This is a genomic window from Blastomonas sp. AAP53, assembly GCF_000331245.1.
GTDB lineage: Bacteria > Pseudomonadota > Alphaproteobacteria > Sphingomonadales > Sphingomonadaceae > Blastomonas.
Genome location: NZ_ANFZ01000007.1, coordinates 42,165 through 63,537 on the forward strand (window position 1 = coordinate 42,165; position 21,373 = coordinate 63,537).

A 21,373-nucleotide genomic window follows, 5' to 3' on the forward strand; every position below is an offset into this window, starting at 1 on the left:
GTTGATTGGGTGCTATGAAATCGCTGGCGTCATCGCTTGGAGCGACGCGCAAATCATTGTGACAGATGCGCGCAGCGGTACCGCGCAGGCGGCATGCCGAAGCGTTTTCTGAACTGGCGGGTGAAATAGCTCAGGTCATTGAAGCCGCTGTCCAGGCAGATGCCCAAAATGCTCTCGTGGCGGTAGCCAGGGTTGGTCAGCAACCGGGCGGCGCAGTCCAGCCGTTGCGCCTGGACATGACTGGTCAGCGTTTCGCCGCGCTGCGCGAACAGCGCCTGCACATAGCGCGGCGAGACCCGCATTTGATTGGCCAGCGCTGACAAGTTGAGATCGGGATGCGTCAGATGATCTTCAATGAAGCGCACCGCAGTGGTCCAGTGCCGGGCGTGCAGCGACCGGTCGGCGAGCTGCTCGGCGATCACCGGTCGATAGGCGAGCTGCAAGAGCGAGATCATCGCGTCTTCGAGGCTGTGGTCGACATCCTGCCAAGCACCCGCCTCGGCCCGGTCCCAGAACGTCTCGATGAAATTGGAAAATAGCGCTGCACCCGGATTGCGGGATGACACCGGGATTGCGACCAGATCGTCAAGGCTGCCCAGCCGGTTGACGAGACGGTCCTGCCTCAGCCGCAGCACCAGCACGTCAGTCGGCGCATCGAACTGGATCGCATAGGGGCGTCCGGTATCGCAGAAGGTGAAGTCGCCCGGCTGCAGCAGCGCCTCGCGCCCGGCCTGGATGTTGAGGCTGGTACCGCTCATCTGATAATGGATGATGAACTCGCGCTTGTCCTGTTTTACAAGATGGTCCTGGTCGTGGTTGATCCGGGCCGCGCTTGACCGGGCGTGGGCAAGCATCAGGCTTCCATCGACGGAAAAGCAGCGGATCGATGCGGTGAAATTGTCGATCTCGAGCGGTGTGAACTGCTTGCCTGCAAATTCCGTCGTCAGGACATCGGTCCATGTATCACGGTACCCACACTGGTCAGAGTGTACGTGATAGCTACGCAATTCAGCCATGCTGTTCATCAATATTTCCCTCCATTTTTATTACCGGCCGCGCTTGCTGCGCGATCTCAGTCGTGTTTTCGGCTATTTTGCATTGATGGCGATAGCCAAGGCCTCCTGGATGACTTTGGGGTCGCCGATATGATTGGCCAGCAACAGGACCAGTTTGGCGTTGATCTTCACACTTTCCGCCTCGCTCCGGCCGGCATGGGCGGCGAGCACCAGCGCATAGATATCATCCGGCGCGGCGATGTTGGGGGTCGTGACAAGCGCGCTCATACGGCAAATCCAGTCGCGCGTGCCTTCGCCGTCGCGATCCCCCGAGCGGTCGGTGCGCGAAAGCGCGCTGCTACATATTGGTCGGGGCGCATCAGCACGGCAGCGCCCGGCGTCAGGTCGTACCGCTCGATGGCCAGCGGTGAATGCGCAACATCGATCACCTCGATGTCGCTGGCTTCGACTGTTGGGAGCGCGCCGTGGCTGAGGAGCTTGAACCCCCCGCCCACCCGGTTCAGCAGCCAGCCATCGCCCATCGGAGCATCCAGACCGGGGCACCCTGCGGATATGCCCTGCCAGTTCTCGTTCGCGGCATCCGGCGTGCTCAGCGCCGATTGCGGGTAATGGACGGCGGTGGACAACCGCCCAGAATTCACAAAGGGCCGGGCAAAGGCATGTTCGGACGCCAATTCCAGCACTGCATCGCGGAACGCCATTGCGATGCTGGATGCCGGTGCCATGAAATCGGTTGAGCGGGACGAATTGAGGATATTCTCATCGGCCGTGGCAATAGCTTCGCTGTTATAGCTTTCCAGCAGGTCAGGCCCTGCGGCACCGGTCAGCACGGCATCGAGTTTCCAGCCCAGATTGTCGGCATCTGCCACACCGCCATTGCAGCCACGTGCGCCGAAGGGTGAAACAAGATGCGCGGAATCGCCTGCAAAGATCACACGGTCATGAACGAAGCGCGCCATTCTGCGGCACTGGAAGGTATAGACGCTGTACCACTCCGGCGTGAACTGAACGTCATCGCCCAGCATGGCGCGGACCAGCGGTTCGACATTTTCGGGTCTGATGCAGGCTTCGCGATCGATGTCCCAACCGAGCTGAAAATCGAGCCGCCAGACATCATCGGGTTGCTTGTGCAGCAGCGCCGATTTGCCCGGATTGAAAGGCGGGTCAAACCAGAACCATCGTTCGGAGGGCCGGGCCTGGGTCATGCGAATGTCGGCGATCAGGAAATTGTCCTCGAACACCCGTCCCTCGAAATCGAGGCCCATGCGGTCTCGCACCGTCGATCTGTGCCCGTCACACGCGACGAGCCACTCGGTGTGCAGGGTATAGGCGCCCGCATCGGTGCCCACCTCCACATCAACCGCGTCATTGCGTACGCTGAGATCGGTAACCCAGTGCCCCCAGCGGAGCTCCACATTGGGCAAGACCGCCAACGCATCGATCAGGATCATTTCGGCATGATATTGCTGCAGGTTGATGAAGCCCGGCATCTTCTGGTTCTTCACCGGCAGCATATCGAACTGGTAGACAGGTTCGCTATCCGCTCCCCAGAAGACTTTGCCTGTATCCCAGACCACGCCCTTGGCGACCATCGCTTCGCCCACGCCCAACCGGTCCCAGATATCGAGCGTGCGCTTGGCAAAACAGATTGCCTTTGATCCGCCAGCCACGAAATCCAGCCGGTTCAGCACGACGACCCTATGGCCGCGCTGGCCCAGATCCAGTGCCAGGGTCAGGCCCACCGGGCCGCCGCCGACGATCGTCACGGGGGCATCGTCGTTGGGTGATGATGGCAGGGGGCTGGCGCCGATGTCATGCCACACCGGAATATCGGTTCGATTAGCCATGATCGTGCCTTCAGCCCTGCAACTGCGCCCAGACCTCGCGGTCGCGTTCCATGGTCCAGATGCGTGGCCAGTCGATGCCGTCCATCTCGTCCCACAGACGCTGCACGTTGAACGGCAGACAATGCTCAAAGATAGGCCAATGGCCGAACTTCGGCGCCAAAGCTCTGTAGGTCGCCTCGAAAGCATCCTTCAGAGTTCCTCCGCTGCGATGCGCTGCGCCTACGTGCTCGATCATCCCCAACAGAAATCCGCGCGTCTGCTCGATCGCCGCATCGGTGGCGTCGGTGCCGATCGCCACCGGTCCGCGTCCACCGACAAGGTGTTCGGCACGATAGGCCTTGAGCCGGTCCAGCGTTCCGGTCGACCAGTCCATGTGGAAAGCATCGCCGGTATACAGCGCCGCCTGCGCCTCCACGAGGTCACCTGCGAACATCGTCTTGGTCTTGTCGTGCCAAGCGATGATATCCCCCGCAGTGTGGCCGCGACCACAAAATTGAAGGTCGATTCGCCCCCTGTTTCCGCCGAGCTCGATGACATGGCTGTCGGCAAAGGTCTGCGTCGGGCGGGTCAGCCCGGGAATCTCTTCTGGCTGCTTGAACAGACGCGGCATCCGGCCATATTCGCTGTCCCAATCCTGCATGCCGCGCTCCTCGATCAGCCTTGCGCTGGTCTGCGACATGATGATGTGCTCGGCATCAAAGGCACTGGCGCCCAGCACGCGCACAGCGTGGTAGTGGGTCAGCACCAGATAGCGCACCGGCTTGTCGGTGTGCTTGCGCAACTTGACCAGCCAATCCCGCGCGGCAGCAGGCGTTGCGCGGGCTTCGAAGCACACCAGAAAATCCTCGCCCTCGATTGCACCTACATTGGGATCGCCCTCGGCGGTAAGGGCATAAACGCCGTCCGCGATCACATTGAGCGTTTCGACCTTGGGTGCGAGGTCGGCGGATGATGCGAAGGGTTTTGCCATGACTTGCCTCTCTGTGAATTTCTGCTTTGTTGTGTCGACTGGATATCCCTGCGGCGCGATGCGCTTGTCATTAAGGTTGAGGACATGCGGCTGATCGATCCCGAAATCGCCATTTCGCTGCAGAAGGCAGCAGAGATCGAAGGTTTTGGCCTGGCATTGCTCGAAAAGGCGCAAGGCTTGGCGAGAGTGGACGAAATTTTCGGGTTCGTGCAGCGCACCGGCGAGCGGCCGATCAGCTTCGCCTCATCGAGCGCGCTCGATGGTGCCGATGATCGCGCCAACCTTTACGCAACCCGTTTCCACCATTTCGATCCTGTAACATTCGAACGGGCCAAGACCCCGATCGGCCAGGGCTCGGCCACGGTGATCCTGGCAAACGACATTGCCCTGAGCGATTATCGTCAGCTGTGCTTCGATATGCCTGCGTTCAAGGCCAAATACTTCTTCGGTTGGCACTCGGCCGAAGGGTGGTACGTGATCAATTTCTACGCGCGTATCCTCAACCGGGAGGAGGAGCGCCAGGCCCTGCTTCAGCTGTCGGGATATGGCCTCTCGATCATGATGTCGCACACCCTGCCGCTGGCCACCGGTATCGACGCCATAGCCACTTATGAAACCCGCTTGGGTCGTGTCGCCCCCGAACTGACGCCACGCGAGCAGCAGGTCTGCGCGCGCACGCTTGCCGGTCTGGATGCTCGTGCAATTGAAAGCGACCTGGGCATAGGCATCAACACTGTTCGGACGTACCGGCAAAGAGCCTACCGTCGATATGGGATATCGAGTGCAAATGAGTTTTTGCCGTATGTGATCAGCAACCGACTGTTCTCATAAGGCATTGTAAAGCCAACTCAATATCCGCACCAGCAAGCTTTGACCTTTGCCATCGGTCGCAAGGTACACGGGCTTTCAGGACATTGCGCTCACGATACCATCTTGGTGCGATCTGCGCTCGTCGGCGCTTGTGCATGGCCCGAATGACCCGGTAAAGGCAGCTTGTTCACCGTCCATATCGGCTTATGCGATCAGCAGCCTTTGTCTGGACCGGGATGTCATCACGGCTGACGGGAATGACCGACGCCGGACAGTTGCCCCCCATCGCAGGAAACGCGAGACCGTCCGCAGACAGACCGGCCAGCCGAAGCCGCTCCAAGGTCTGACGCCCGGGCCTTGCGCGCCACCTGGAAGCTAGGCTGCGATTTTCCCGGAAATGCCCACGGGGCCGGTTTTCCTGTTCCAGTAGATGTCTGCCACCTGGCGCAGGCCTGCGACCCGTTCCAGCTGAATCACGATATCGACCAGACTGCCGATCAGTGTCCGCAATTCGCTCTGATCTATGCGCGCTCCGGATTGCAGGGCCAGCATCGCCATCTGGTCGAGCGCGCGTTCGGGGGAATCGGCATGGATCGTGGTCATCGATCCAGGATGCCCGGTGTTGATCGCGCGAAGGAACGTCAAAGCCTCCTCGCCGCGGATCTCGCCCAGCAGAATACGGTCCGGACGCAATCTCAAGGCGGCCTGGAGCAGCTCGTCAGTGCTGACGCCGCTCTCTCCCAGCCGGCCGCGAGACGCAATGAGTCCCACGGCATTTCCCTGACTGAAACTGAGCTCCGCACTGTCCTCGATGGCGACAAGGCGCTCGTTGGACGGTATCTCGCGGACAAGCGCATTGACCAGTGTGGTTTTGCCGGTCGAGGTGCCGCCGGACACCACGATGGTCTTGCGGCGCTTTACCGCAGCCGCCATGAACGCCACCGGGTCCCCGTTATCATAGAGCGCATGCAGGTCTGCGTCGGGATCGCTCGCGCGCTTGAGCATGACCTTGCTGAACATCGCATGGTCATGCAGCTCATCCAGCCCATAATCAGTGGTGACCTGCCGTCGAAACGCGATCGCAAACCCTTCTCTGGTCGCTGGGGGGGCCACGATCTGGACACGGGTTCCGCACGGGAGCGTTCCCGATAACAGCGGCTCGGCGCGACTGATGCCCTGGTGCGACACGCGGGCAATCTGGCGAGAGAGATGCCAAAGCCATCCCTCATCGAGTGTTGCCTCGGTGTAACGGGCCATGGCTCCGCCGGTGCGTTCGACCCAAAGCTGGCCGCTGCCGTTGATGAACACATCGGTTACATCCGTCTGCGCCAGGAAAGGTGCAATCGGAGCAAGGAATGCAGCAAGGTAATCGTCATGCTGGGACAAGTGTGTCATCGGACCAGAGGAACTCCCGAAAAGTCGAGATCGCGAGCGGTGAAGACAGAGATCGAGGTGCCTGCCTGAACCCGCACGGTGGGCGGCAAATCGGCATTGGGTATGATGGCTTGGCTGACCATGCCGGGCATCTGGCCGGTTCCGCTGACGATCACATTGTTGCCGTTGCGGTTCGCACGATTGACACCAATCTGCAGGGCCGTTTGCAACGCGGCATTGGCGAACCTTGCCAGAAAATGGGTATCAACCTTGCCGGGGATTCCCATCGACCCGCTGGCGTCCGCTACCGGCGAGTCGAGCTTGATTGCAACGCCATCAGGCCGGATCAAACGGTTCCAGGTTGCCAGGACGCGACGTTTTCCGACCTGTTGATCGGCGCGGAATTCGCCAATCAGGCGGCTGCCCTTGGGGATCAGCACGCGGCTGCCATCGAAGCTGCGGACATCGCGGGATACGATGGCGCGGATCAGGCCAGGGCGTTCGGAGTTGACCGGGGTTTCAAGCGTTGCAGAGATGATCTCTCCTTGCGCCACCAGAGCAGGCCGGTTGCGGATGAGACTGGCGCGGACAGGTGCATTCTCGCCCGACAGCTTCTCGTCGTTTGCCCCGCCCGTCCCCGCATCGAATACGACGGAAGATCCCGGAGGCCCGGCGGTGCGCATTTGCGCGCCTGCAGGTGATCCCGGAGCGCCGGGCATGGGCTCGGAACGGAAACCGCCAGCGAAACCCGATCCTTCCGAACTAGGCCCGGCTGGCGGCATCCTTGATGCGAAAGCGCCGCCCCCGTTTGCCCCGCCGCGGGGTGGACTGGTGGGCTGGGAAAAGGCGGGCGAGCCTGCGCGATAGGGCGGCTCGACCCGGACCATCACGGGGTCAGTCCCCGGCATCGGGGAGCCAATGATGTCAAGGCCGCCTTCCAGACTGGACGGCAGCGGCGGCGCGGGGGATGCCCCATAGGATCGAGCCGAGGCGGCTGCAGCCTGATCGCCGCGCTGGCCATTGAGGGTCAGCATCACAGCACTGCCGATGGCGACAGATGCCAGCACCAACGCCCAGGTGGGAACGCCAGCCGAGGGCAATGCCACCTGGGGGCGACATTGCTCAGCCGTCGGCAGTTCAGGCACGACAGCAGCAGGGTCGCCTGACCCAGCCTGACCCGGCACATTGACAGAATCGATCATCTCTTGCCCCCATCGGAAGCACGGACGACCCTGGCATTGGCCTTGCCCAGTCGCAGCATGTATTCGGGCCAGATGCGATCGACCATCCAGCCATCTGGCACCTGGCGCAGGGTCACCAGCGTTTCCTGCTTGTGCTCGTCAATGGCGTATATCGCAGGCAGCGGCGCTGTTTCATCAAACGCGAACAGCGTCCGCATCCCATCGTCGCTGACAAAGAGCGGGCTTGCCAGCCGGTCACCCTTGATCCTGTAACTTGCTGAAACGGCGATGGCACCCTGCCCTGCCGGACTTCCACCGGGCATGGTTGTGGCTGGGGCCATGATGCTGTCAGGCTGGGCGGGCAGTTCGCCCGTGACGCCGCCCATCATGGGCGGAACACCAACCTGGCTTGGCAGCGATCCGCCAAAGGGTGCAGGCGGGCGCGTTTCCACGCCATCATCGGCAAAGCGCAGCTGGAACAGCGCCTCCGGATCGCCTTCAAACGTCGACTGCAGAACAAAGCTGTAGTGACGGCTGTCCGTCACCACCTCGACATTGGTCGAGGTGCCTGTCACCAGCGGCCGGACAAACAGATGGTCGCCGCTCTTGGAGGGGGTGACGTCCCAGGCGCTGCTGTTGCCGATTGCCACGCTCTGGATGCGATCTTGCGGGCTCAGCACCACTGTCGCGACATAACCTGGCACCACCCGCAAAGTGTAGACCGTGCCGGGACGGAACGTGACTTCGCGGATGCGCGGGTCGTTCTGCGCATGCGCAGGCACGGCGATCAGGATCGCCAGTGTGGCGGCCAGCCATCTCATGGTTCGGACCTCATGATCTGGGGTGCGTTGGCAGGTGTGGCCTGGTACGCCGCGCCTTCCGACCGGATGGCGGCGGGTGCAGGTAGCACCGGGGTTGGCGGGGGCGGTGCCTCAGCCGACACTCGATATGAAAGGACCTGAAAACCGAGCGGGTTGTTGAGCCGGTCTTCCAGTTCCATCGGCTCGCCACGAAAGGCGAACTTCATGGTTGCAACATAGGGGCGCGCGCCTTCCCGGCGTCCATCGCGGCGGATCTGCGCGACGTTGAAGCGGACCATGGCGCTGTCCGGGCCCAGCATCGAAACACTCGATATCGTGGCTTCCAGGCCGATCGACCTCCCGCCCGATGCAATCTTCGTCGCCGGGCTGTTCTGCCCCATCTCGGAAATGTAGCTGGCACGCGCCTGGCGCGCGGACCACAGCGCCACCTTGCGATAGGCCTGGCGCACGGTGATGGGGTCGTAGCTCTCCCGCGTGGTGACATATTGCGCCAGCAGCGCCTCCTGCAAGGCCACGTCGGCTGTCAACGTCTCCATCTGGTCCAGATTCACCCGTTCGACATGGCCGGTGGTCCGGTCGACCAGCACACCCACGGGGACCACTGTCTTGAGCGGCATGGCAAGGGCAAGCGCCACGGCCTCCAGCAGCGCGATCGACACAGCGACCGTCGCGATCGTCCAAGCGATGCGACGCGACCGGGCACTGGCGATATCCCGTTCATCTGCCCAGCTGCGCGCAAGGTCGAAATAGGCGGGCTTGGGTTCGTTCATGATTGCGCCTCCGGACGCTGGGAGAGAAGCCGACCTCGATCCGAGGCGGTGCGGCGGGCGCCATCGACGATCTGCGAACCGCGCCTGATGGTGCGGACGCCAACCGCCGAGGCGGCCTGGAAGACCAGCGCCGGGGCGGTCGTAGTCGGGACAGACAGGCTAGAGGCTCGCTCTCGGGCTTCGACCGCGCGCACGATTCCCGTGGTCCGCGATTGTGCCGCCGGCATGACAGTCGGCGCGTGCTGGTGCGACTGGCTATGCGTGGAGGATATGCTGGCCTGAGCAGTGACACCGGCGCCGGATTGGGTTTCTGCGATGCCCTGCTGTCCGGTCCTGGCCAATGGCAACGGCACGGTAAGGCCTCCCGCCAGCCGGTGCATGGCATATAGCAGGCCCAGAATGACCAAAGTGAAGGACCAGATGATGGCGTTCAGCCCGGCAATTTCTGTCTCGCCAGCGCGCAATGCGGCGCGCACGGGGCCTTCCAGCATCTGCAGCTCGATCGATATCGCAATCGGGATCGCCAGTCCGGCCATTGCGGTCCCTATCACCGCCCGCAGCCATCCGATGAACAAGCCAGCCGAGGCAGGAAAGAGCGACGCGGCAAAGGCGAACGGTCCCAGCGCCAGAAGCAGCGCCAGCGCCAGCCGCGCTGCCATCCACGATCCTGCGCCCGACACAACCATCACGCCGGCAGCGGCTCGCCGCTCCGTCATTGCCAGGCTTTCGGGCACCGTTGCATTTTCGGCAACGTTCGTGCCGCCAGGCTGCGCGCCATTGGGATCGGCGGCAGCTGTTGGCGAGGCTACGGCCTTTTCTGGTGGCGGCGCGATTGTGTCGTACGCGTTCTGCAGACGGGCAGGCAGATTGCCTGCATCGATTCCCGCTCCGGGGAAAAGCTCGCCCGCGATTTCCGCAGGGCCATCCATCGCGACCCGATAGATCAGCCGGTCATAGGCCTGCCAGCTGGTCGCCAATGCGATGACGACACCGATATGCAGCAGAAGAACGACGATATCGTCCGGCACCACCTGCCCGGCCATCAGCCGATAGCCCAGCCGCGCGATCGCCAGTGTGAGCAGACCGGTCAGCAGGATGTTGAACAGCGTGCTGCCCGACAGTCCCTGCCAGCCGCCCGCGCCAAGCAACCCTGCCTGGCAGTCGGTCACCCCGATCAGGCTCTGGACCCAGGCATCAGGGTTTATCGTGCCGCACGTCTCGCTCATGCCACAGCCTTCAGCAGGCGTGGCATCCACACCAGCGGTTCATCGCCCACTTCGCTGCGGATTTCATCAAGTCGGCGCACGGTTGTTTCGCGGCCCGACAGGATTGTGAGCAGATCAGGGTCCTGCGACAGATCAAGCTGGGCAACGACACTGTCGCGGCCGTGCTTGATAAGGAAAGCGCGGGAGTTGTCTGGCAGAACCCGGATGATGTCCAGTTCGTGCGCGGTGAGCCCAAAGCCTTCACAATAATGTTCGGCCTTGGCGCGCGGATTGGGCATGAATATCTGGGTCGCGGCCTGGTCCACGATGGCCGATGCGATGCGGCTTTCCAGCGCGTCTTCTGCGCTCTGCGTAGCGAACCCGACAATCCCGTTGCGCTTGCGGATCGTCTTTTCCCAGTCACGGATGCGGGCCACGAAGACATCATCATCAAGTGCCTTCCAACCTTCATCAACCACGATGATGGCCGGTGTGCCGTCCAGCCGCTCCTCGATGCGGTGGAACAGATACATCATCACCGGGGTGCGCGTGCGCGGATCATCGAGCAGCCGCGTCATGTCAAAGCCGATGACCCGCTGATCGATATCAAGGGAATCACAGGCATTGTCGAACAGCCAGGCATGCTCGCCGCCGCCGACCCAGGGTGCAAGCCGTGCCGCCAGGTCCCCCGCATGTGGACGGGCCCCGCCGCGCAGCAGCTGCACGAAATGGCGCAGCCGCCGCAGATGGGCCGGTGCTGCCATGTTGATGCCAACCGCGCTTTCGACCAGCGCCAGGTCTTCCGGAGACAGTTCACTGCCTGCCAGCCGCCCGATCCATTCAATCAGGAAGCGTCTGTTCTCGCTGGTGTCAGGCAGCAGCAACGGGTTGAGCCCCGAAGGCAGGCCTGGCCGAAGCACGTCATAAACGCCCCCCATGGCGCGGAGGAACAGTTCAGCGCCCCGGTCCTTGTCGAAGAAAACCACGCGAGGACGTATGCGTTGCGCCTGGGCGATCAGGAAGTTCAGCACCACGGTCTTGCCCGATCCTGAGGGGCCGATGATGGTGAAGTTCCCCAGATCGCCTTGGTGGAAATTGAAGTGATAGGGACCAGCAGCGGTTGTCTCGAGCAGCGTAATCGGCACGCCCCAGTGGTTGCCCTGGGACTGGCCGACGGCAAAGCTGTGCCAGCTTGCAAGGCTGGCAAAGTTGCGTGTGGAGACCAGCGCCTTGCGCGCGATGAAATCCTCATTACCCGGAAACTGCGCCCAGAAGGCCGGTTCAAGCCCGATGTCCTCGCGCACGGCGATCATCGACAAATCGGTGAGCGCCGCCTGAACTTCGGCAATGCCCGCATCAACAAGCGCGGGCGTATCGCCGTGAACTGCAATCGTCAGATGATGCTCGCCAAATCCTGCGCGCCCCGACGCTACGGAATCGCGCGCTTCGGTCAGCTCGTCGCGCAGCCCCATGGCCTCATCGTCGGCAGCCTTCATGCGCCGCAATGTCAGGTTGAGCCGGGCCAGGGCAGCCGCGCGATCAACAAAGGCAAAGCTCTGCGTCACTGTCATCTCCACAGGCAGGCGCAAAAGCCCGTCGAGCATGCCAGGCGAGGTCATGCCCGGATAATCCTTGATGGAGACGATGCCGGAAAACCGGCGTGGGGCATGACCCGTCGGTGCAAGCTCCAGGGCCTGGGCACCGAAGCTGACCCGGCGACCCGGTATGTGTTCTCCTGCATCGCCGAAGGGCAGCAGCACCTGCTGCGGATGGCCGTTGTACAGAGAGGAGAGATATTCGAGCGGCTCTGACAGCACGCCAGACGGCGATTCGCGTGTGCCCAACAGCGTTGGACGATAGGCACTGAGCGCCGCCAGAACCGCATCGCGCGCCGCATCAAGGGCATGGATTTCTGCAATCCGGCTGGCGGCACGTTCCGACTGACGCGACACCATCCGGGCCAGCGCGCTGCCAAGACCACGCGCGCCACTTTCGGGTCGGCGGATGATGGCAAGATAAAGCTCGTTTGCGTAAAGGGCCCGCTTCTGTCGCCGTTCGCGCCAGATGGCATCGAGGCTGGACGAGAAATGGTCCGGAAAATCGCCCGGAATATCGGAGTCGACCCGACGCCGGATGATGTGATGATACAATGAAAAGCGCGACGAGCCGATCGCCTGCAGCAGGGCATCGCGCAGCTCCAGACGGTAGTTTATCTCATCACTGTCAGCGGTTTCGAACAGAAGTCCGTCAATGCGGATAACCTGCATCAGCCGCCCATCGCGCAGCATGATGGTGTGATCGTCCAGCTGCAATGCATAGGGCAGCATGCTCCCCGCAGACTGCTCGCGCTCCATGGCAAGTCGCCCCTGTTTCATGGGCGGTACGAATTGCATTGCCAGTAGCGGCGGTTCTTGACGCGAGGACATTTGCGCGCGCGGACCAGCCACAGGTCGACCAGCCTGGGTTCACGCAGACAACCCAGCCAGCACAGCGCATGGCCCAGCAGGCCTGCGACGATTACCCAGGGGGTGCGAAAAATCAGGAATAGCTCGAGAACGACGATGACATTGCCGATCACAAAGCCATAGGGAACACCCGCCAGGGTCACCGGGCGCGTCATGGCTACGAAGAGGGGGTCGCTGCGCAGCGGGTCCATGACGGGCCGCCCCTCAATATCCAGACTGCGCCGCAGTCTGGATCCCAGCGACGATACTCGCCGCGCCAAACAGGATAAAGCAGCCCACGATGACCGCTGCACCGTGACGCCAGTTCATGCGCCCGGTCAGCATCATCAAGCCGACAAAGGCAACCGCAATGACCGCGATGGTGGTCGCTACCGTGCCCAGCAGCGTTCCCTGCAGCCAACTGACAGCGCCAACGATTGCACCGGAGCCCGCAGGATCGCCTGCCATCTGGGCGAAGGCGGAACCAGGGGCCAGGCTGACAGCAGAAAGCGCCAAAGCGGACCCTTTGCGCCAAACATTGCTCAACATCGTCAGCCCCCTCACCACCAGAATTCAGTCATCGCTCTAAAGCGCCATCAGACCTAGTTCAGCAGTTTTAAAAACAGGTTAAGCATGTTCCAGTCACACTGGCCTGACATGTTGGCGCTTGTGCAAGCCATGCTAAAGCAACAGACCGTGCCACCATTGTCATGGTGCACGGTCTGCTTGCTCGTAACCGGCCTGTCAGCCAGCCGGAGCAGTATACTGCCAGGGCTTGCCAAGTCACGCCATGGATCACACAGGATCAGCGACGGAACATGATGCCTGCAGGGTTGCTGAAGATAAGCGTATTGGCGTTCGGCGTGGCCAATTCGACCGCCGTGCCGTCCAACCTGGTCCAGTTGGCGCGAGTATCGTTCGACGATTTGCGCCAGATGCTGCCATCGGTGCTGACCACCGTGACGGTTCCGTCACTTGATGCGGTCAGCTCAGTGGTGTTGTCACCAAAGCGGACGGGTGCCTGCCGCAGATCCGAACGCCACACACCGTTATCCGTCCCGATCATGAAGACCGAATTGCGATTGATCATGGCAACCTTCTTGGCACCGGCTCTGGGAACCTGTGTCCAGCTTTCGTTGTTGTCATCGGCCCGTTTGACCCAGACCGATCCATTGTTCGAGTTCACAACTGCGACACCTCCGTCGGCGCTTGCAGCAATGGATTGGCTATCCCGGCCAACCCGAACCCAGCGGCTGCTGTCCCAACGATAGACCATACGGTCCGTGCCAATCGCGTAATAGCGCCCTGCCCCGATCACGGCCACATCGATAAAGCTGCCAGGCAGACGCTGCCATCCCCCATTGCGAACATTGACCCAGAACTCATTCTGCCTGTTGACCGTTGCAACCGTGCCATCAGCACCGGCGGCGATCGTCAGCGTGCTGTGCCCGATCTCGGTAGCAACATTACCAGGCAGATCGGGGCTTGCCGGCGGAGACGGCGGAGGCGGCGGTGGGGGCGGCGGAGGCGGCGGCGGCGGTGGAGGCGGCGGTGGCGGCGGTGGCGGCGGCGGCGTCACGACGGGCGGCGGCGGAGGTGCAACTGCCTGGTCGACCGGAGCACTGCCCGCCCGAAAGGTCGAACCTGCCCGGAAAGCGGCAGAGCCATCTGCCCTGTCCATCCAGACCTCGAAGTTGCGGTGACGGATGAAGAATCCAGGCCAATCCTGCGATTCCAGCGAAACATCCGAGGCATTGGCGCTGCTGTTCTGCGGAACGCGTGCACAGAATGTCGATCCGTTGCGAGAGACCGCGCTGTCCTGCGCCCTGATAATCCGGATGCGGAAGTTTTCGTGCTGCAGATAATGTCCAGGATAATTCGTTGATTCAAATGAGAAACAGGCAGGATCGCCGCGGCCACGACGAACCACGAAGGAGGCGTCTGCGCGAGACACCGCGTCACTGTTCGTGTCGATCCGAGAGATGAACCCGTTAAAGCCAGCGTGACGGATCAGATGGCTGGGCCAGTCCGATGCCTCCAGGCTGATTGTGGAATCGACCACAAGCTGGCGCGCATCGCCGCCTTGCGCCGGAGGTGGAGCAGACGGCTGCCCGGAGGGCCCGGAGGGGGCCGGAGGTGCTGCCGCCGCGATGGCGATGATGACGCCGCGAGAGGGAACACCTGCAGCATTCACAACCGACAGCTGATAATAGCCCGGAGGCGCAAGATTTGCAGATCCCGGCATGGTAACCGAAAGCCCGCTGGCCGTCCGCTGAAAGGCGGCGCGCAGTCGCCGCTGATTGGAATCAAAGCTGTGCGTCACCGAACCCAGTGCAATCAGCGAAACCTCTGTGACCTCGTCGCCGGCTGCGGTTTGGACCTCAATATTCTGGCCATAGTTCGACGAAACGGTAGACAGGCTGATGATCTGTGGACGGCTTGCCAGGACCGACCGGCCACCTTCCTGCCGGAAGAGATATGGGGGATAGAAAATCTCAGCGTTCAGGTTCTGCAGCGGGCCCGGCGCGCCGCCACCGGCGATCAGCACCGTACCATTCAGGGTCAAAAGCGCTGACGAATGGTAGCCTCGATAAATCCCTGTTGCTGCGGCCGCCGTCCAGCGGGCCGTTGCAGGGTTCCAGATTTCAGATGGCAGAACGGCATTTCCGCCCGCCTCGTCCGCATAGCGCGATCCCCCCGTGACCAGAACATGCCCATTGGGCAGAACGGTGGCGTTTGGCCATTGCCTGGGATTGATCATTGGCGCGGTCTCGTTGACGGCCAGTTGGCCAGACCCGAGGCCATTGATGTCAAACACCGTGGCTGCGCCACTCGAAGGCGTAGGAAAGCCATTGAAATAGCCGTTGCCACCAACCTGCAGGATCCTGCCGGTGTCAAACATGACTGCGGTCGATGTTGGTCCGATATTCGGGCGTGTGACGCTGTCGGCACGCGTCTTGAAATCACGCAGCGTCCGGATCGACCCGGAGCCCTCCAGCCGCATCTCCCAGATCTTCTCGCTCGAAATGCCGAACAACGTGCCAGCAGGCGAAACCCATTGGCGCGGATACCACCAGCGCGTGCTGCGAGGCCCAAAGGCATCGGTGCTGAATGCTCCAACAAGGCTGCGCCAACCCTGGCCCGGAGTGTAGACTTCTGGTGTCGACGAGATGTCCGGAGCGGACGCTTCTGGACGGTTAGGGTCCCCGTTTGCGTAAGGAACTCCGCCACCTGTGATGATGGCACGGCCATCGGGCAATTTGGTCATCGTGCCGTACCAGCGCGGCGCATTGAGGTCAAAGTCACGGCTCGCACTGGAACTGCGCCAGTCGAGCAACATGCTTTCGCGACTGGAAAACCCGGTGGCACCGCTGGCCCCGCCCGACGTCAACAGACGACCATCGTTCAACAGGGTGGCAGAAGCACAAAAGCTGTCGACATTCTGGGCGTTTGGCAGGACCCGCAAGGCGGCTGATCCGGTGCCACGGCTTGGCTCCCAGAAGGCCAGGGTGCGGCCATCCTGGACGCCCGCAACACCTGGAGGCGCCCCGAATGTCAGAACGCGACCATCGGGGAGCAGCGAGGCATGGATGGCAATCATGGGCCAGTCGAACACGCGAGACCACATCCCCGCCTGCGCCGCATTTGCCGGAATGGCCAGGTTGGACAGCAATGGATCAGGCGTGGTGTTGTCGATGACCACCGGATGCACGGCGTCCTGCGCCATTGCCGGCATGGCGCTGACGCCAGCCATGAGAAGGGCGGCGACAGGCAAGGCCCTTGCAGACGCCAACAGGCGAACGGCGGCAGCACACTTGAGTGACATGTAGAGTCTCCAGACGGTGAAACAGGGATGAGTTGAAAATTGGCTTTTATCGACGCGCCAGTTCGACCAGAGCGTCGATGTCAGCACGAATTTGACGAGCAGCCAGGGGCACGCCGGAATAGCGTTGGATCATCCGGTGCCGGGTATCGAAGAGCCGTACTTCGGTCGTATGCAAGGCCGAGCTGTCGTCCTGCGGGCGCAGCGCGACAAACTTGCGTACAACGCGCATGATGCGATCCGGGCGACCGGTCGCGAACGTCCACAGCTTGGGGTCTGCGCGATGCGCGCGAGCAAATGCCTGCAGTCTCGCTGGCTTGTCATTGCCCGGATCGACGCTGATCGACAGAACCGTGACACGCGAACGCAACGAGGGTGGCAAGGAGTTGTGAAAGCGCGCGAGTTCGGCGGTCTGCGTCGGGCAACTTGTGCCACAGCCGGTGAAGATGAAGTTCACCAGCACGAAACGACCGGCAAAGCGACCGACATTGATCGGGCGACCATTTTGATCAATCAGGCCTTCGACCATCTCGTAGAGCGGATCGGCGACCGGGGAAGCCGGCTTGGCCAAACTTGCGGTCATCGCCGGCAGAATAATTGCCAGCACCGCAACAATCGATTTAACAATCCTGTTAACCATAGAGCCCCCCTCATGACAGGGAGACAACTGCCCGAGCCAATTTAAAATTGAAACGATGCTTCATGGTTAAAATTACCTTTATACCGGTATGTGCGATTTTGGAACACCACCCCGCAAACTCATTAATCGCCCACCGCGCCTCTCTCGCGCAAGTTAATATTGATATTAATTCATGTTTTATTTACACATGCTGCCCAAAACATTTATCATCTCAAAGTAAAACCAACAAGTGAAGAGGCTGACCTCCGTGAAGGTTTCCCCACCGGCGGAAATTGTGAATTGGTCCGACAACAATAAGGAGGCTCGCGATGGCAGCGGCGATTGCGGGTCCGACCGCGCATGGATTTCGCGCGACTGGCAGTTCGCTGCTCAACGAAGAAGGCCGCTGGCCACCGGACATCATCGAGCATGCCCTCGCCCACAAGGACCGCGATGCCGTCCGCGCGATCTACAACCGGACGACCTACTGGAAGGCGCGCGCGGAGATGATCCAAGCCTGGAGCGATCGTATGGACGCACTGAGGGACGGCGAGTTCATCCTGCGGCTTGCGGCCTGACCGGGGTTGTCGCGACAGATGATTCGCGACCGATGCGGCCCTTCGGAGGGCTGATCAACACCTCCCACGAACGACCAAGGTGGGGCCAAAATTCGGCCCCAAAAATGGCCCCACTTTGAGCCCCACTATGGCACCGGATAGCCCCATATTGCGTCGGACTTGTCCGAACTCGACTTTGTCAAAAACAACGGTTTTCCGGGGGCTTGGCCCATTCGCGAGGCTCTCAGCGAATGGGTGAATGGTGCCCAGAAGAGGACTCGAACCTCCACGCCCTTGCGAGCGCCAGCACCTGAAGCTGGTGCGTCTACCAATTCCGCCATCTGGGCACGGGGTAGGAGCGGGCCACTAGCCTGACTGTTTGCGGGCGTCAACAGCCTCTTGCATCATTCACAAAAGAAATTGTGGAGGCATCCGCCGATGAGGGGGACAAAAGCGCAATTGCGGCGTTGCGCGGCGCGTTTGGCTGATGCAAAGGCAATACGGCGAGACGCAGTGCGTTGGTGCGCGGGCCCATCTGTGTGGCGCGGCGCGGACGCGGCAACATCACGGGACGGATAGCATGCGCGACAGTTTGATCACGATTTTTGGCGGCGGCGGGTTTCTGGGTCGCCATATCACCCAGCAGCTGACGGCGGCAGGCGCACGCGTGCGCATCGCCCAGCGCAACATCCGCATCGCGCAGGATGTGAAGCCGCTGGGCAATCTGGGCCAGACCCAGCTGGTTGCCGCCGACATCCTGAAACCCGAGAGCGTGGCGCGCGCGGTGCATGGCGCCGATGCCGTGATCAATCTGGTCGGCATCCTCAAGGGCGATTTCGACGCGTTTCATCACCGGGGTGCTGCAAACGTCGCTCAGGCAGCGGCGGCTGCAGGCGTATCGGCGCTGGTGCATGTCTCGGCGATTGGCGCAGATCCGCAATCGAAGAGCGGATACGGTCGCAGCAAGGCGGACGGCGAAGCGGCCGTGCGCGCTGCCTTCCCCCAGGCAACGATCCTGCGCCCTTCGATCGTGTTCGGACGCGAGGACCAGTTCGTCAATCGCTTCGCCGGGCTGATCGCCGCGCTGCCCATCGTGCCGATCATCGGCGGCAAGGCCCGGTTCCAGCCGGTCTATGTCGAGGATGTGGCCGAGGCCGTCGCCAATAGCCTGGCAGAGCCCGCCCGCTTTGGCGGACGCACGTTCGAGCTGGGCGGCCCCGAAACGGTGAGCATGGCCGAGCTGAACAAGCGGATTGCGCACGAAATTGGCGCGAATCCGACGTTCATCGACATGCCCGATGGCCTTTCCGGACTGATGGCAGGGATGACCGGATGGCTGCCGGGCGCGCCGATCACCAGCGACCAATGGGCGATGCTGCAGACCGACAATGTCGTTGCCGATGGCGCAGACGGGTTCGCCGCATTTGGCATCACCCCCACGCCGATGGCGGCGGTGATCGGCGACTATCTGGTGCGCTTCCGCAAGCAGGGCCGCTTCGGCGCGCGCGCCAAGGGTCGCACTGACTGACAGGATGCAGTTCAGGCGGGCAGTTCTGTCCGCCACTGCTCCAGCGACGCGCTGAGCTGCTTTTCAGCCAGCGCCCGGCCGGTGTCACGATCAAGCCCCAGCGCGCCTGCCAGCTGCGCGCCCATCAACGCGTCGCCAAGCGCCATCGTGCACAAGGTCAGCGTGTCCTCGTGCAGAGAGCGCCCCTCGGGCGCATGTTCAGCCAGTTCATCGACCAGCTGGTGAATCGCCTCGACGATCGGGTCGAGCGCGTCCTCGTTCCCTGACAGCAGCATCCAGCAGGCCAGCGCCCCTGCCCCCTCGCGGTCGAAGGCATCGAACGCCATGTCGACGATGTCGCGTGGCGTGCCGTCGCCATTGCGCAGGCGAATCACCGCCGCCCCGATCATCTGGCAGATCGACGTTGCCAGATACTCCGCCAGCGCCTTTTGCAGACCCGATGCCGACCCGAAATGATGGAGCAGATTGGCGTGCGTCCGCCCGATCCGCCCGCTCACCGCCTTGAGGGTGACCGCCTGCGGTCCGGTTTCGATCAGCAGCTCGCGTGCAGCAGCAAGCGCAGCGGTGCGGCTCTGCTCGGGGCTCAGCCGTCTCTTCGCTATTGACATCTATGTAAGTAACCCTATTGTCATCGGTGTAAGCAACATTCCCGCATTATGGACCCCGCCATGAACGCTCCGCAATCCTTTTCAACGCCCGCCCCGATTGATCGCCAGCATACACCTGCCGATCTGGAACTTGTGATCCGCGATCGCCGCTTTGGCCGCAATGAAAAGCAGCGCCGCTGGTGGATGGGGGGCGACCCCATCGGCACCGCGTTCTACAACGCGCTGTCGGTGACGTTCCCCAAGGGCGAAGCCTTTTTCATCGAGAGCGTCAAGGCGTTCCGCGAAGGCACGCCCGAGCGGCTTTCGCACGAGATTCGCGCCTTCGTGAAGCAGGAGATCAACCACACGCGCGAGCATGTCGCCTTCAACCGCCGCGTGGTCGAAGCTGGGTATGACGTCCGCGCGCTGGAAGAGCATGTCGATCAGGCGCTGGCGCTGACCAAGGACAAGCCCAAGATCGCCAACTTGGCCTCGACGATGGCGCTCGAGCATTTCACCGCGATCCTGGCGCAGCAGCTGCTCGCCAACCCCAGGCATCTGGGCACCGCCGATGCCGAATCGCGCGATCTGTGGCGCTGGCATGCGATGGAAGAGATCGAGCACAAGGGCGTCGCGTTCGACACCTGGAACTTTGCGACCAAGGACTGGAGCCGCTGGCAGCGGTGGAAGGTCAAGTCGCTGGTGATGCTGATCGTCACCAAGAACTTCCTGCATCACCGCGCGATCGGCATGCTCGAACTGCTGCGGCAGGACGGCCTGACTGGCCCCAAGGTCTGGGCGCAGCTGTTCTGGTACGCCTTCGGCAACCCCGGCATGGCGCGAAAGATCATCCTGCCCTGGTTCAGCTATTTCCTGCCCGGCTTCCACCCGTGGAAGCATGACGACCGCCACCTGATCCAGCTCGCCGAAAGCGACTATCAGGACGCGGTGATGGCCAAGGCTGCGGAGCCTGCGCTGGTGCCCGCGGAATAACAGTCGATACCCAATTCCGTTTGCCTCGAGCGTGTCGAGGGACGCATGCGCTACTGTTTGCGATTACGTCCCTCGACTTCAGCCGTAGGCTGAAGTTTATCCTGAGCGACGCCGACAGGCGGCGTCGAAGGGCTCGGGACAAACGGATGTGAAATAAGCGCGCCACGCGGTGAACCGTGGCGTAGGCGCTACACCATAGGTTTGCGCGCCCGCAGCGCCTGTGCCAGCGTGCCCTCGTCAAGATAATCGAGCTCGCCGCCCATCGGCAGGCCCTGCGCCAGCTGGGTGAGCCGCACCGGATAGCCCTCCAGCCGCTCGGCCAGATAATGCGCGGTCGTCTGCCCTTCCAGCGTGGCGTTCATCGCCAGCACGACCTCGTCGATGCCGCCAGCCGCGACGCGCGCCACCAGCGAGGCAACGCCCAGATCCTCCGGACCGATGCCATCGAGTGCCGACAAGCGCCCGCCCAGCACATGATAGCGCCCGACGAACAGCCGCGAGCGATCAAGCGCCCACAGGTCCGACACCTCTTCGACCACGCACAGGCTGCGCGGATCGCGGCGTGGATCGGTGCAGATGCCGCAGGGGTTCTGCGTATCGACATTGCCGCACAGCTCGCAGGTGGAGAGGTTTTCGCGCACCCGCTCCATCGCTTCGACCAAAGGCGTAAACGCGGTTTCGCGCTTCTTGAGCAGATACAGCACCGCCCGGCGCGCCGAACGCGGCCCCAGGCCCGGCAAACGGGCGAGCGCGGCGGCCAGATCCTCAATCTCTTGCGATGCCATGGTCTGAGCTTTAGGGGCGTGGTGAACCGCCTGCAAAAGAAAA

The 21,373-nt window shown here is 62.2% G+C and carries 20 protein-coding genes and 1 tRNA gene; 4 read left to right on the forward strand and 17 right to left on the reverse strand.

Features of this window, described 5'->3' with window-relative positions; all coding sequences use genetic code 11:
* Positions 1 to 53: 53 nt before the first annotated feature.
* The 4 genes from D618_RS0106195 to D618_RS0106210 form a co-directional block, all read right to left on the reverse strand.
* Entirely contained in the window at positions 54 to 1,016 is a 963-nt protein-coding gene (locus D618_RS0106195) for a helix-turn-helix domain-containing protein (protein WP_193746685.1), read from the reverse strand.
* Between the two features lie 72 nt (positions 1,017 to 1,088).
* On the reverse strand, positions 1,089 to 1,283 hold the full coding sequence (locus D618_RS0106200) for a DUF2783 domain-containing protein (RefSeq protein ID WP_017670632.1): 195 nt from the start codon (positions 1,281 to 1,283) through the stop codon (positions 1,089 to 1,091).
* Complete coding sequence (locus D618_RS0106205; RefSeq protein WP_040370327.1) at positions 1,280 to 2,863, reverse strand: FAD-dependent oxidoreductase; 1,584 nt, start codon at positions 2,861 to 2,863, stop codon at positions 1,280 to 1,282. The genes D618_RS0106200 and D618_RS0106205 overlap by 4 nt, the downstream gene beginning before the upstream one ends.
* 10 nt (positions 2,864 to 2,873) lie before the next feature.
* Positions 2,874 to 3,833 carry an MBL fold metallo-hydrolase gene (locus D618_RS0106210; protein ID WP_017670634.1) on the reverse strand — a complete coding sequence of 320 codons (960 nt, stop codon included), beginning with the start codon at positions 3,831 to 3,833 and terminating at the stop codon, positions 2,874 to 2,876.
* Between the two features lie 84 nt (positions 3,834 to 3,917).
* Here D618_RS0106210 and D618_RS0106215 point away from each other — a divergent pair, with 84 nt between their 5' ends.
* Positions 3,918 to 4,664: a helix-turn-helix transcriptional regulator gene (locus D618_RS0106215; protein WP_017670635.1), complete on the forward strand. Its 747-nt coding sequence runs from the start codon at positions 3,918 to 3,920 to the stop codon at positions 4,662 to 4,664.
* A gap of 354 nt (positions 4,665 to 5,018) precedes the next feature.
* Here the strand turns inward: D618_RS0106215 and virB11 are convergent, their stop codons facing one another.
* The 10 genes from virB11 to D618_RS18970 all read right to left on the reverse strand — a co-directional run bounded on the left by virB11 (position 5,019) and on the right by D618_RS18970 (position 16,901).
* On the reverse strand, positions 5,019 to 6,038 hold the full coding sequence (gene virB11 / locus D618_RS0106220; protein ID WP_040370328.1) for a P-type DNA transfer ATPase VirB11: 1,020 nt from the start codon (positions 6,036 to 6,038) through the stop codon (positions 5,019 to 5,021).
* Entirely contained in the window at positions 6,035 to 7,219 is a 1,185-nt protein-coding gene (locus D618_RS18960; protein WP_017670637.1) for a TrbI/VirB10 family protein, read from the reverse strand. The genes virB11 and D618_RS18960 overlap by 4 nt, the downstream gene beginning before the upstream one ends.
* Complete coding sequence (locus D618_RS0106230) at positions 7,216 to 8,019, reverse strand: TrbG/VirB9 family P-type conjugative transfer protein (protein WP_017670638.1); 804 nt, start codon at positions 8,017 to 8,019, stop codon at positions 7,216 to 7,218. Before D618_RS0106230 ends, D618_RS18960 begins: the two co-directional genes overlap by 4 nt.
* Positions 8,016 to 8,789 (reverse strand): type IV secretion system protein, encoded by a 774-nt coding sequence (locus D618_RS17830; RefSeq protein WP_017670639.1) that lies wholly within the window; start codon positions 8,787 to 8,789, stop codon positions 8,016 to 8,018. Before D618_RS17830 ends, D618_RS0106230 begins: the two co-directional genes overlap by 4 nt.
* On the reverse strand, positions 8,786 to 10,015 hold the full coding sequence (locus D618_RS0106240) for a type IV secretion system protein (RefSeq protein WP_017670640.1): 1,230 nt from the start codon (positions 10,013 to 10,015) through the stop codon (positions 8,786 to 8,788). Before D618_RS0106240 ends, D618_RS17830 begins: the two co-directional genes overlap by 4 nt.
* Entirely contained in the window at positions 10,012 to 12,387 is a 2,376-nt protein-coding gene (locus D618_RS0106245) for a VirB4 family type IV secretion/conjugal transfer ATPase (protein ID WP_040370329.1), read from the reverse strand. The genes D618_RS0106240 and D618_RS0106245 overlap by 4 nt, the downstream gene beginning before the upstream one ends.
* Complete coding sequence (locus D618_RS0106250) at positions 12,366 to 12,650, reverse strand: VirB3 family type IV secretion system protein (protein WP_017670642.1); 285 nt, start codon at positions 12,648 to 12,650, stop codon at positions 12,366 to 12,368. Before D618_RS0106250 ends, D618_RS0106245 begins: the two co-directional genes overlap by 22 nt.
* Before the next feature lie 13 nt (positions 12,651 to 12,663).
* Positions 12,664 to 12,987 carry a TrbC/VirB2 family protein gene (locus tag D618_RS0106255; RefSeq protein WP_040370330.1) on the reverse strand — a complete coding sequence of 108 codons (324 nt, stop codon included), beginning with the start codon at positions 12,985 to 12,987 and terminating at the stop codon, positions 12,664 to 12,666.
* Positions 12,988 to 13,243: 256 nt separating this feature from the next.
* On the reverse strand, positions 13,244 to 16,351 hold the full coding sequence (locus D618_RS18965; protein ID WP_193746686.1) for an AbfB domain-containing protein: 3,108 nt from the start codon (positions 16,349 to 16,351) through the stop codon (positions 13,244 to 13,246).
* Positions 16,311 to 16,901 (reverse strand): SCO family protein, encoded by a 591-nt coding sequence (locus tag D618_RS18970; RefSeq protein ID WP_081590435.1) that lies wholly within the window; start codon positions 16,899 to 16,901, stop codon positions 16,311 to 16,313. The genes D618_RS18965 and D618_RS18970 overlap by 41 nt, the downstream gene beginning before the upstream one ends.
* A 308-nt stretch (positions 16,902 to 17,209) precedes the next feature.
* Here D618_RS18970 and D618_RS0106270 point away from each other — a divergent pair, with 308 nt between their 5' ends.
* Positions 17,210 to 17,458, forward strand: a complete 249-nt coding sequence (locus D618_RS0106270) for a hypothetical protein (RefSeq protein ID WP_017670646.1) — start codon at positions 17,210 to 17,212, stop codon at positions 17,456 to 17,458.
* A 239-nt stretch (positions 17,459 to 17,697) separates the two neighbouring features.
* Here the strand turns inward: D618_RS0106270 and D618_RS0106275 are convergent.
* A tRNA-Leu gene (locus D618_RS0106275) sits at positions 17,698 to 17,784 on the reverse strand.
* 233 nt (positions 17,785 to 18,017) lie between these two features.
* Here D618_RS0106275 and D618_RS0106280 point away from each other — a divergent pair.
* A complete protein-coding gene (locus D618_RS0106280; RefSeq protein ID WP_017670647.1) occupies positions 18,018 to 18,965 on the forward strand; it encodes a complex I NDUFA9 subunit family protein in 948 nt (315 codons plus the stop codon).
* Between the two features lie 11 nt (positions 18,966 to 18,976).
* Here the strand turns inward: D618_RS0106280 and D618_RS0106285 are convergent, their stop codons facing one another.
* Positions 18,977 to 19,573 (reverse strand): TetR family transcriptional regulator, encoded by a 597-nt coding sequence (locus D618_RS0106285; RefSeq protein ID WP_017670648.1) that lies wholly within the window; start codon positions 19,571 to 19,573, stop codon positions 18,977 to 18,979.
* Positions 19,574 to 19,633: 60 nt separating this feature from the next.
* Between D618_RS0106285 and D618_RS0106290 the strand changes: the two genes are divergently transcribed.
* Positions 19,634 to 20,545, forward strand: coding sequence for a metal-dependent hydrolase (locus D618_RS0106290; RefSeq protein ID WP_017670649.1), 912 nt, complete (start codon positions 19,634 to 19,636; stop codon positions 20,543 to 20,545).
* Between the two features lie 188 nt (positions 20,546 to 20,733).
* Here the strand turns inward: D618_RS0106290 and recR are convergent, their stop codons facing one another.
* Positions 20,734 to 21,330 (reverse strand): recombination mediator RecR, encoded by a 597-nt coding sequence (gene recR, locus D618_RS0106295; protein ID WP_017670650.1) that lies wholly within the window; start codon positions 21,328 to 21,330, stop codon positions 20,734 to 20,736.
* Positions 21,331 to 21,373: the final 43 nt, after the last annotated feature.

Bases quoted from the DNA above. Each gene is read 5' to 3' on its own strand.
- D618_RS0106195 (WP_193746685.1), bottom strand. From the start codon at position 1,016: ATGGCTGAATTGCGTAGCTATCACGTACACTCTGACCAGTGTGGGTAC.
- D618_RS0106200 (WP_017670632.1), bottom strand. From the start codon at position 1,283: ATGAGCGCGCTTGTCACGACCCCCAACATCGCCGCGCCGGATGATATC.
- D618_RS0106205 (WP_040370327.1), bottom strand. From the start codon at position 2,863: ATGGCTAATCGAACCGATATTCCGGTGTGGCATGACATCGGCGCCAGC.
- D618_RS0106210 (WP_017670634.1), bottom strand. From the start codon at position 3,833: ATGGCAAAACCCTTCGCATCATCCGCCGACCTCGCACCCAAGGTCGAA.
- D618_RS0106215 (WP_017670635.1), top strand. From the start codon at position 3,918: ATGCGGCTGATCGATCCCGAAATCGCCATTTCGCTGCAGAAGGCAGCA.
- virB11 (WP_040370328.1), bottom strand. From the start codon at position 6,038: ATGACACACTTGTCCCAGCATGACGATTACCTTGCTGCATTCCTTGCT.
- D618_RS18960 (WP_017670637.1), bottom strand. From the start codon at position 7,219: ATGATCGATTCTGTCAATGTGCCGGGTCAGGCTGGGTCAGGCGACCCT.
- D618_RS0106230 (WP_017670638.1), bottom strand. From the start codon at position 8,019: ATGAGATGGCTGGCCGCCACACTGGCGATCCTGATCGCCGTGCCTGCG.
- D618_RS17830 (WP_017670639.1), bottom strand. From the start codon at position 8,789: ATGAACGAACCCAAGCCCGCCTATTTCGACCTTGCGCGCAGCTGGGCA.
- D618_RS0106240 (WP_017670640.1), bottom strand. From the start codon at position 10,015: ATGAGCGAGACGTGCGGCACGATAAACCCTGATGCCTGGGTCCAGAGC.
- D618_RS0106245 (WP_040370329.1), bottom strand. From the start codon at position 12,387: ATGCAATTCGTACCGCCCATGAAACAGGGGCGACTTGCCATGGAGCGC.
- D618_RS0106250 (WP_017670642.1), bottom strand. From the start codon at position 12,650: ATGGACCCGCTGCGCAGCGACCCCCTCTTCGTAGCCATGACGCGCCCG.
- D618_RS0106255 (WP_040370330.1), bottom strand. From the start codon at position 12,987: ATGTTGAGCAATGTTTGGCGCAAAGGGTCCGCTTTGGCGCTTTCTGCT.
- D618_RS18970 (WP_081590435.1), bottom strand. From the start codon at position 16,901: ATGGTTAACAGGATTGTTAAATCGATTGTTGCGGTGCTGGCAATTATT.
- D618_RS0106270 (WP_017670646.1), top strand. From the start codon at position 17,210: ATGGCAGCGGCGATTGCGGGTCCGACCGCGCATGGATTTCGCGCGACT.
- D618_RS0106280 (WP_017670647.1), top strand. From the start codon at position 18,018: ATGCGCGACAGTTTGATCACGATTTTTGGCGGCGGCGGGTTTCTGGGT.
- D618_RS0106285 (WP_017670648.1), bottom strand. From the start codon at position 19,573: ATGTCAATAGCGAAGAGACGGCTGAGCCCCGAGCAGAGCCGCACCGCT.
- D618_RS0106290 (WP_017670649.1), top strand. From the start codon at position 19,634: ATGAACGCTCCGCAATCCTTTTCAACGCCCGCCCCGATTGATCGCCAG.
- recR (WP_017670650.1), bottom strand. From the start codon at position 21,330: ATGGCATCGCAAGAGATTGAGGATCTGGCCGCCGCGCTCGCCCGTTTG.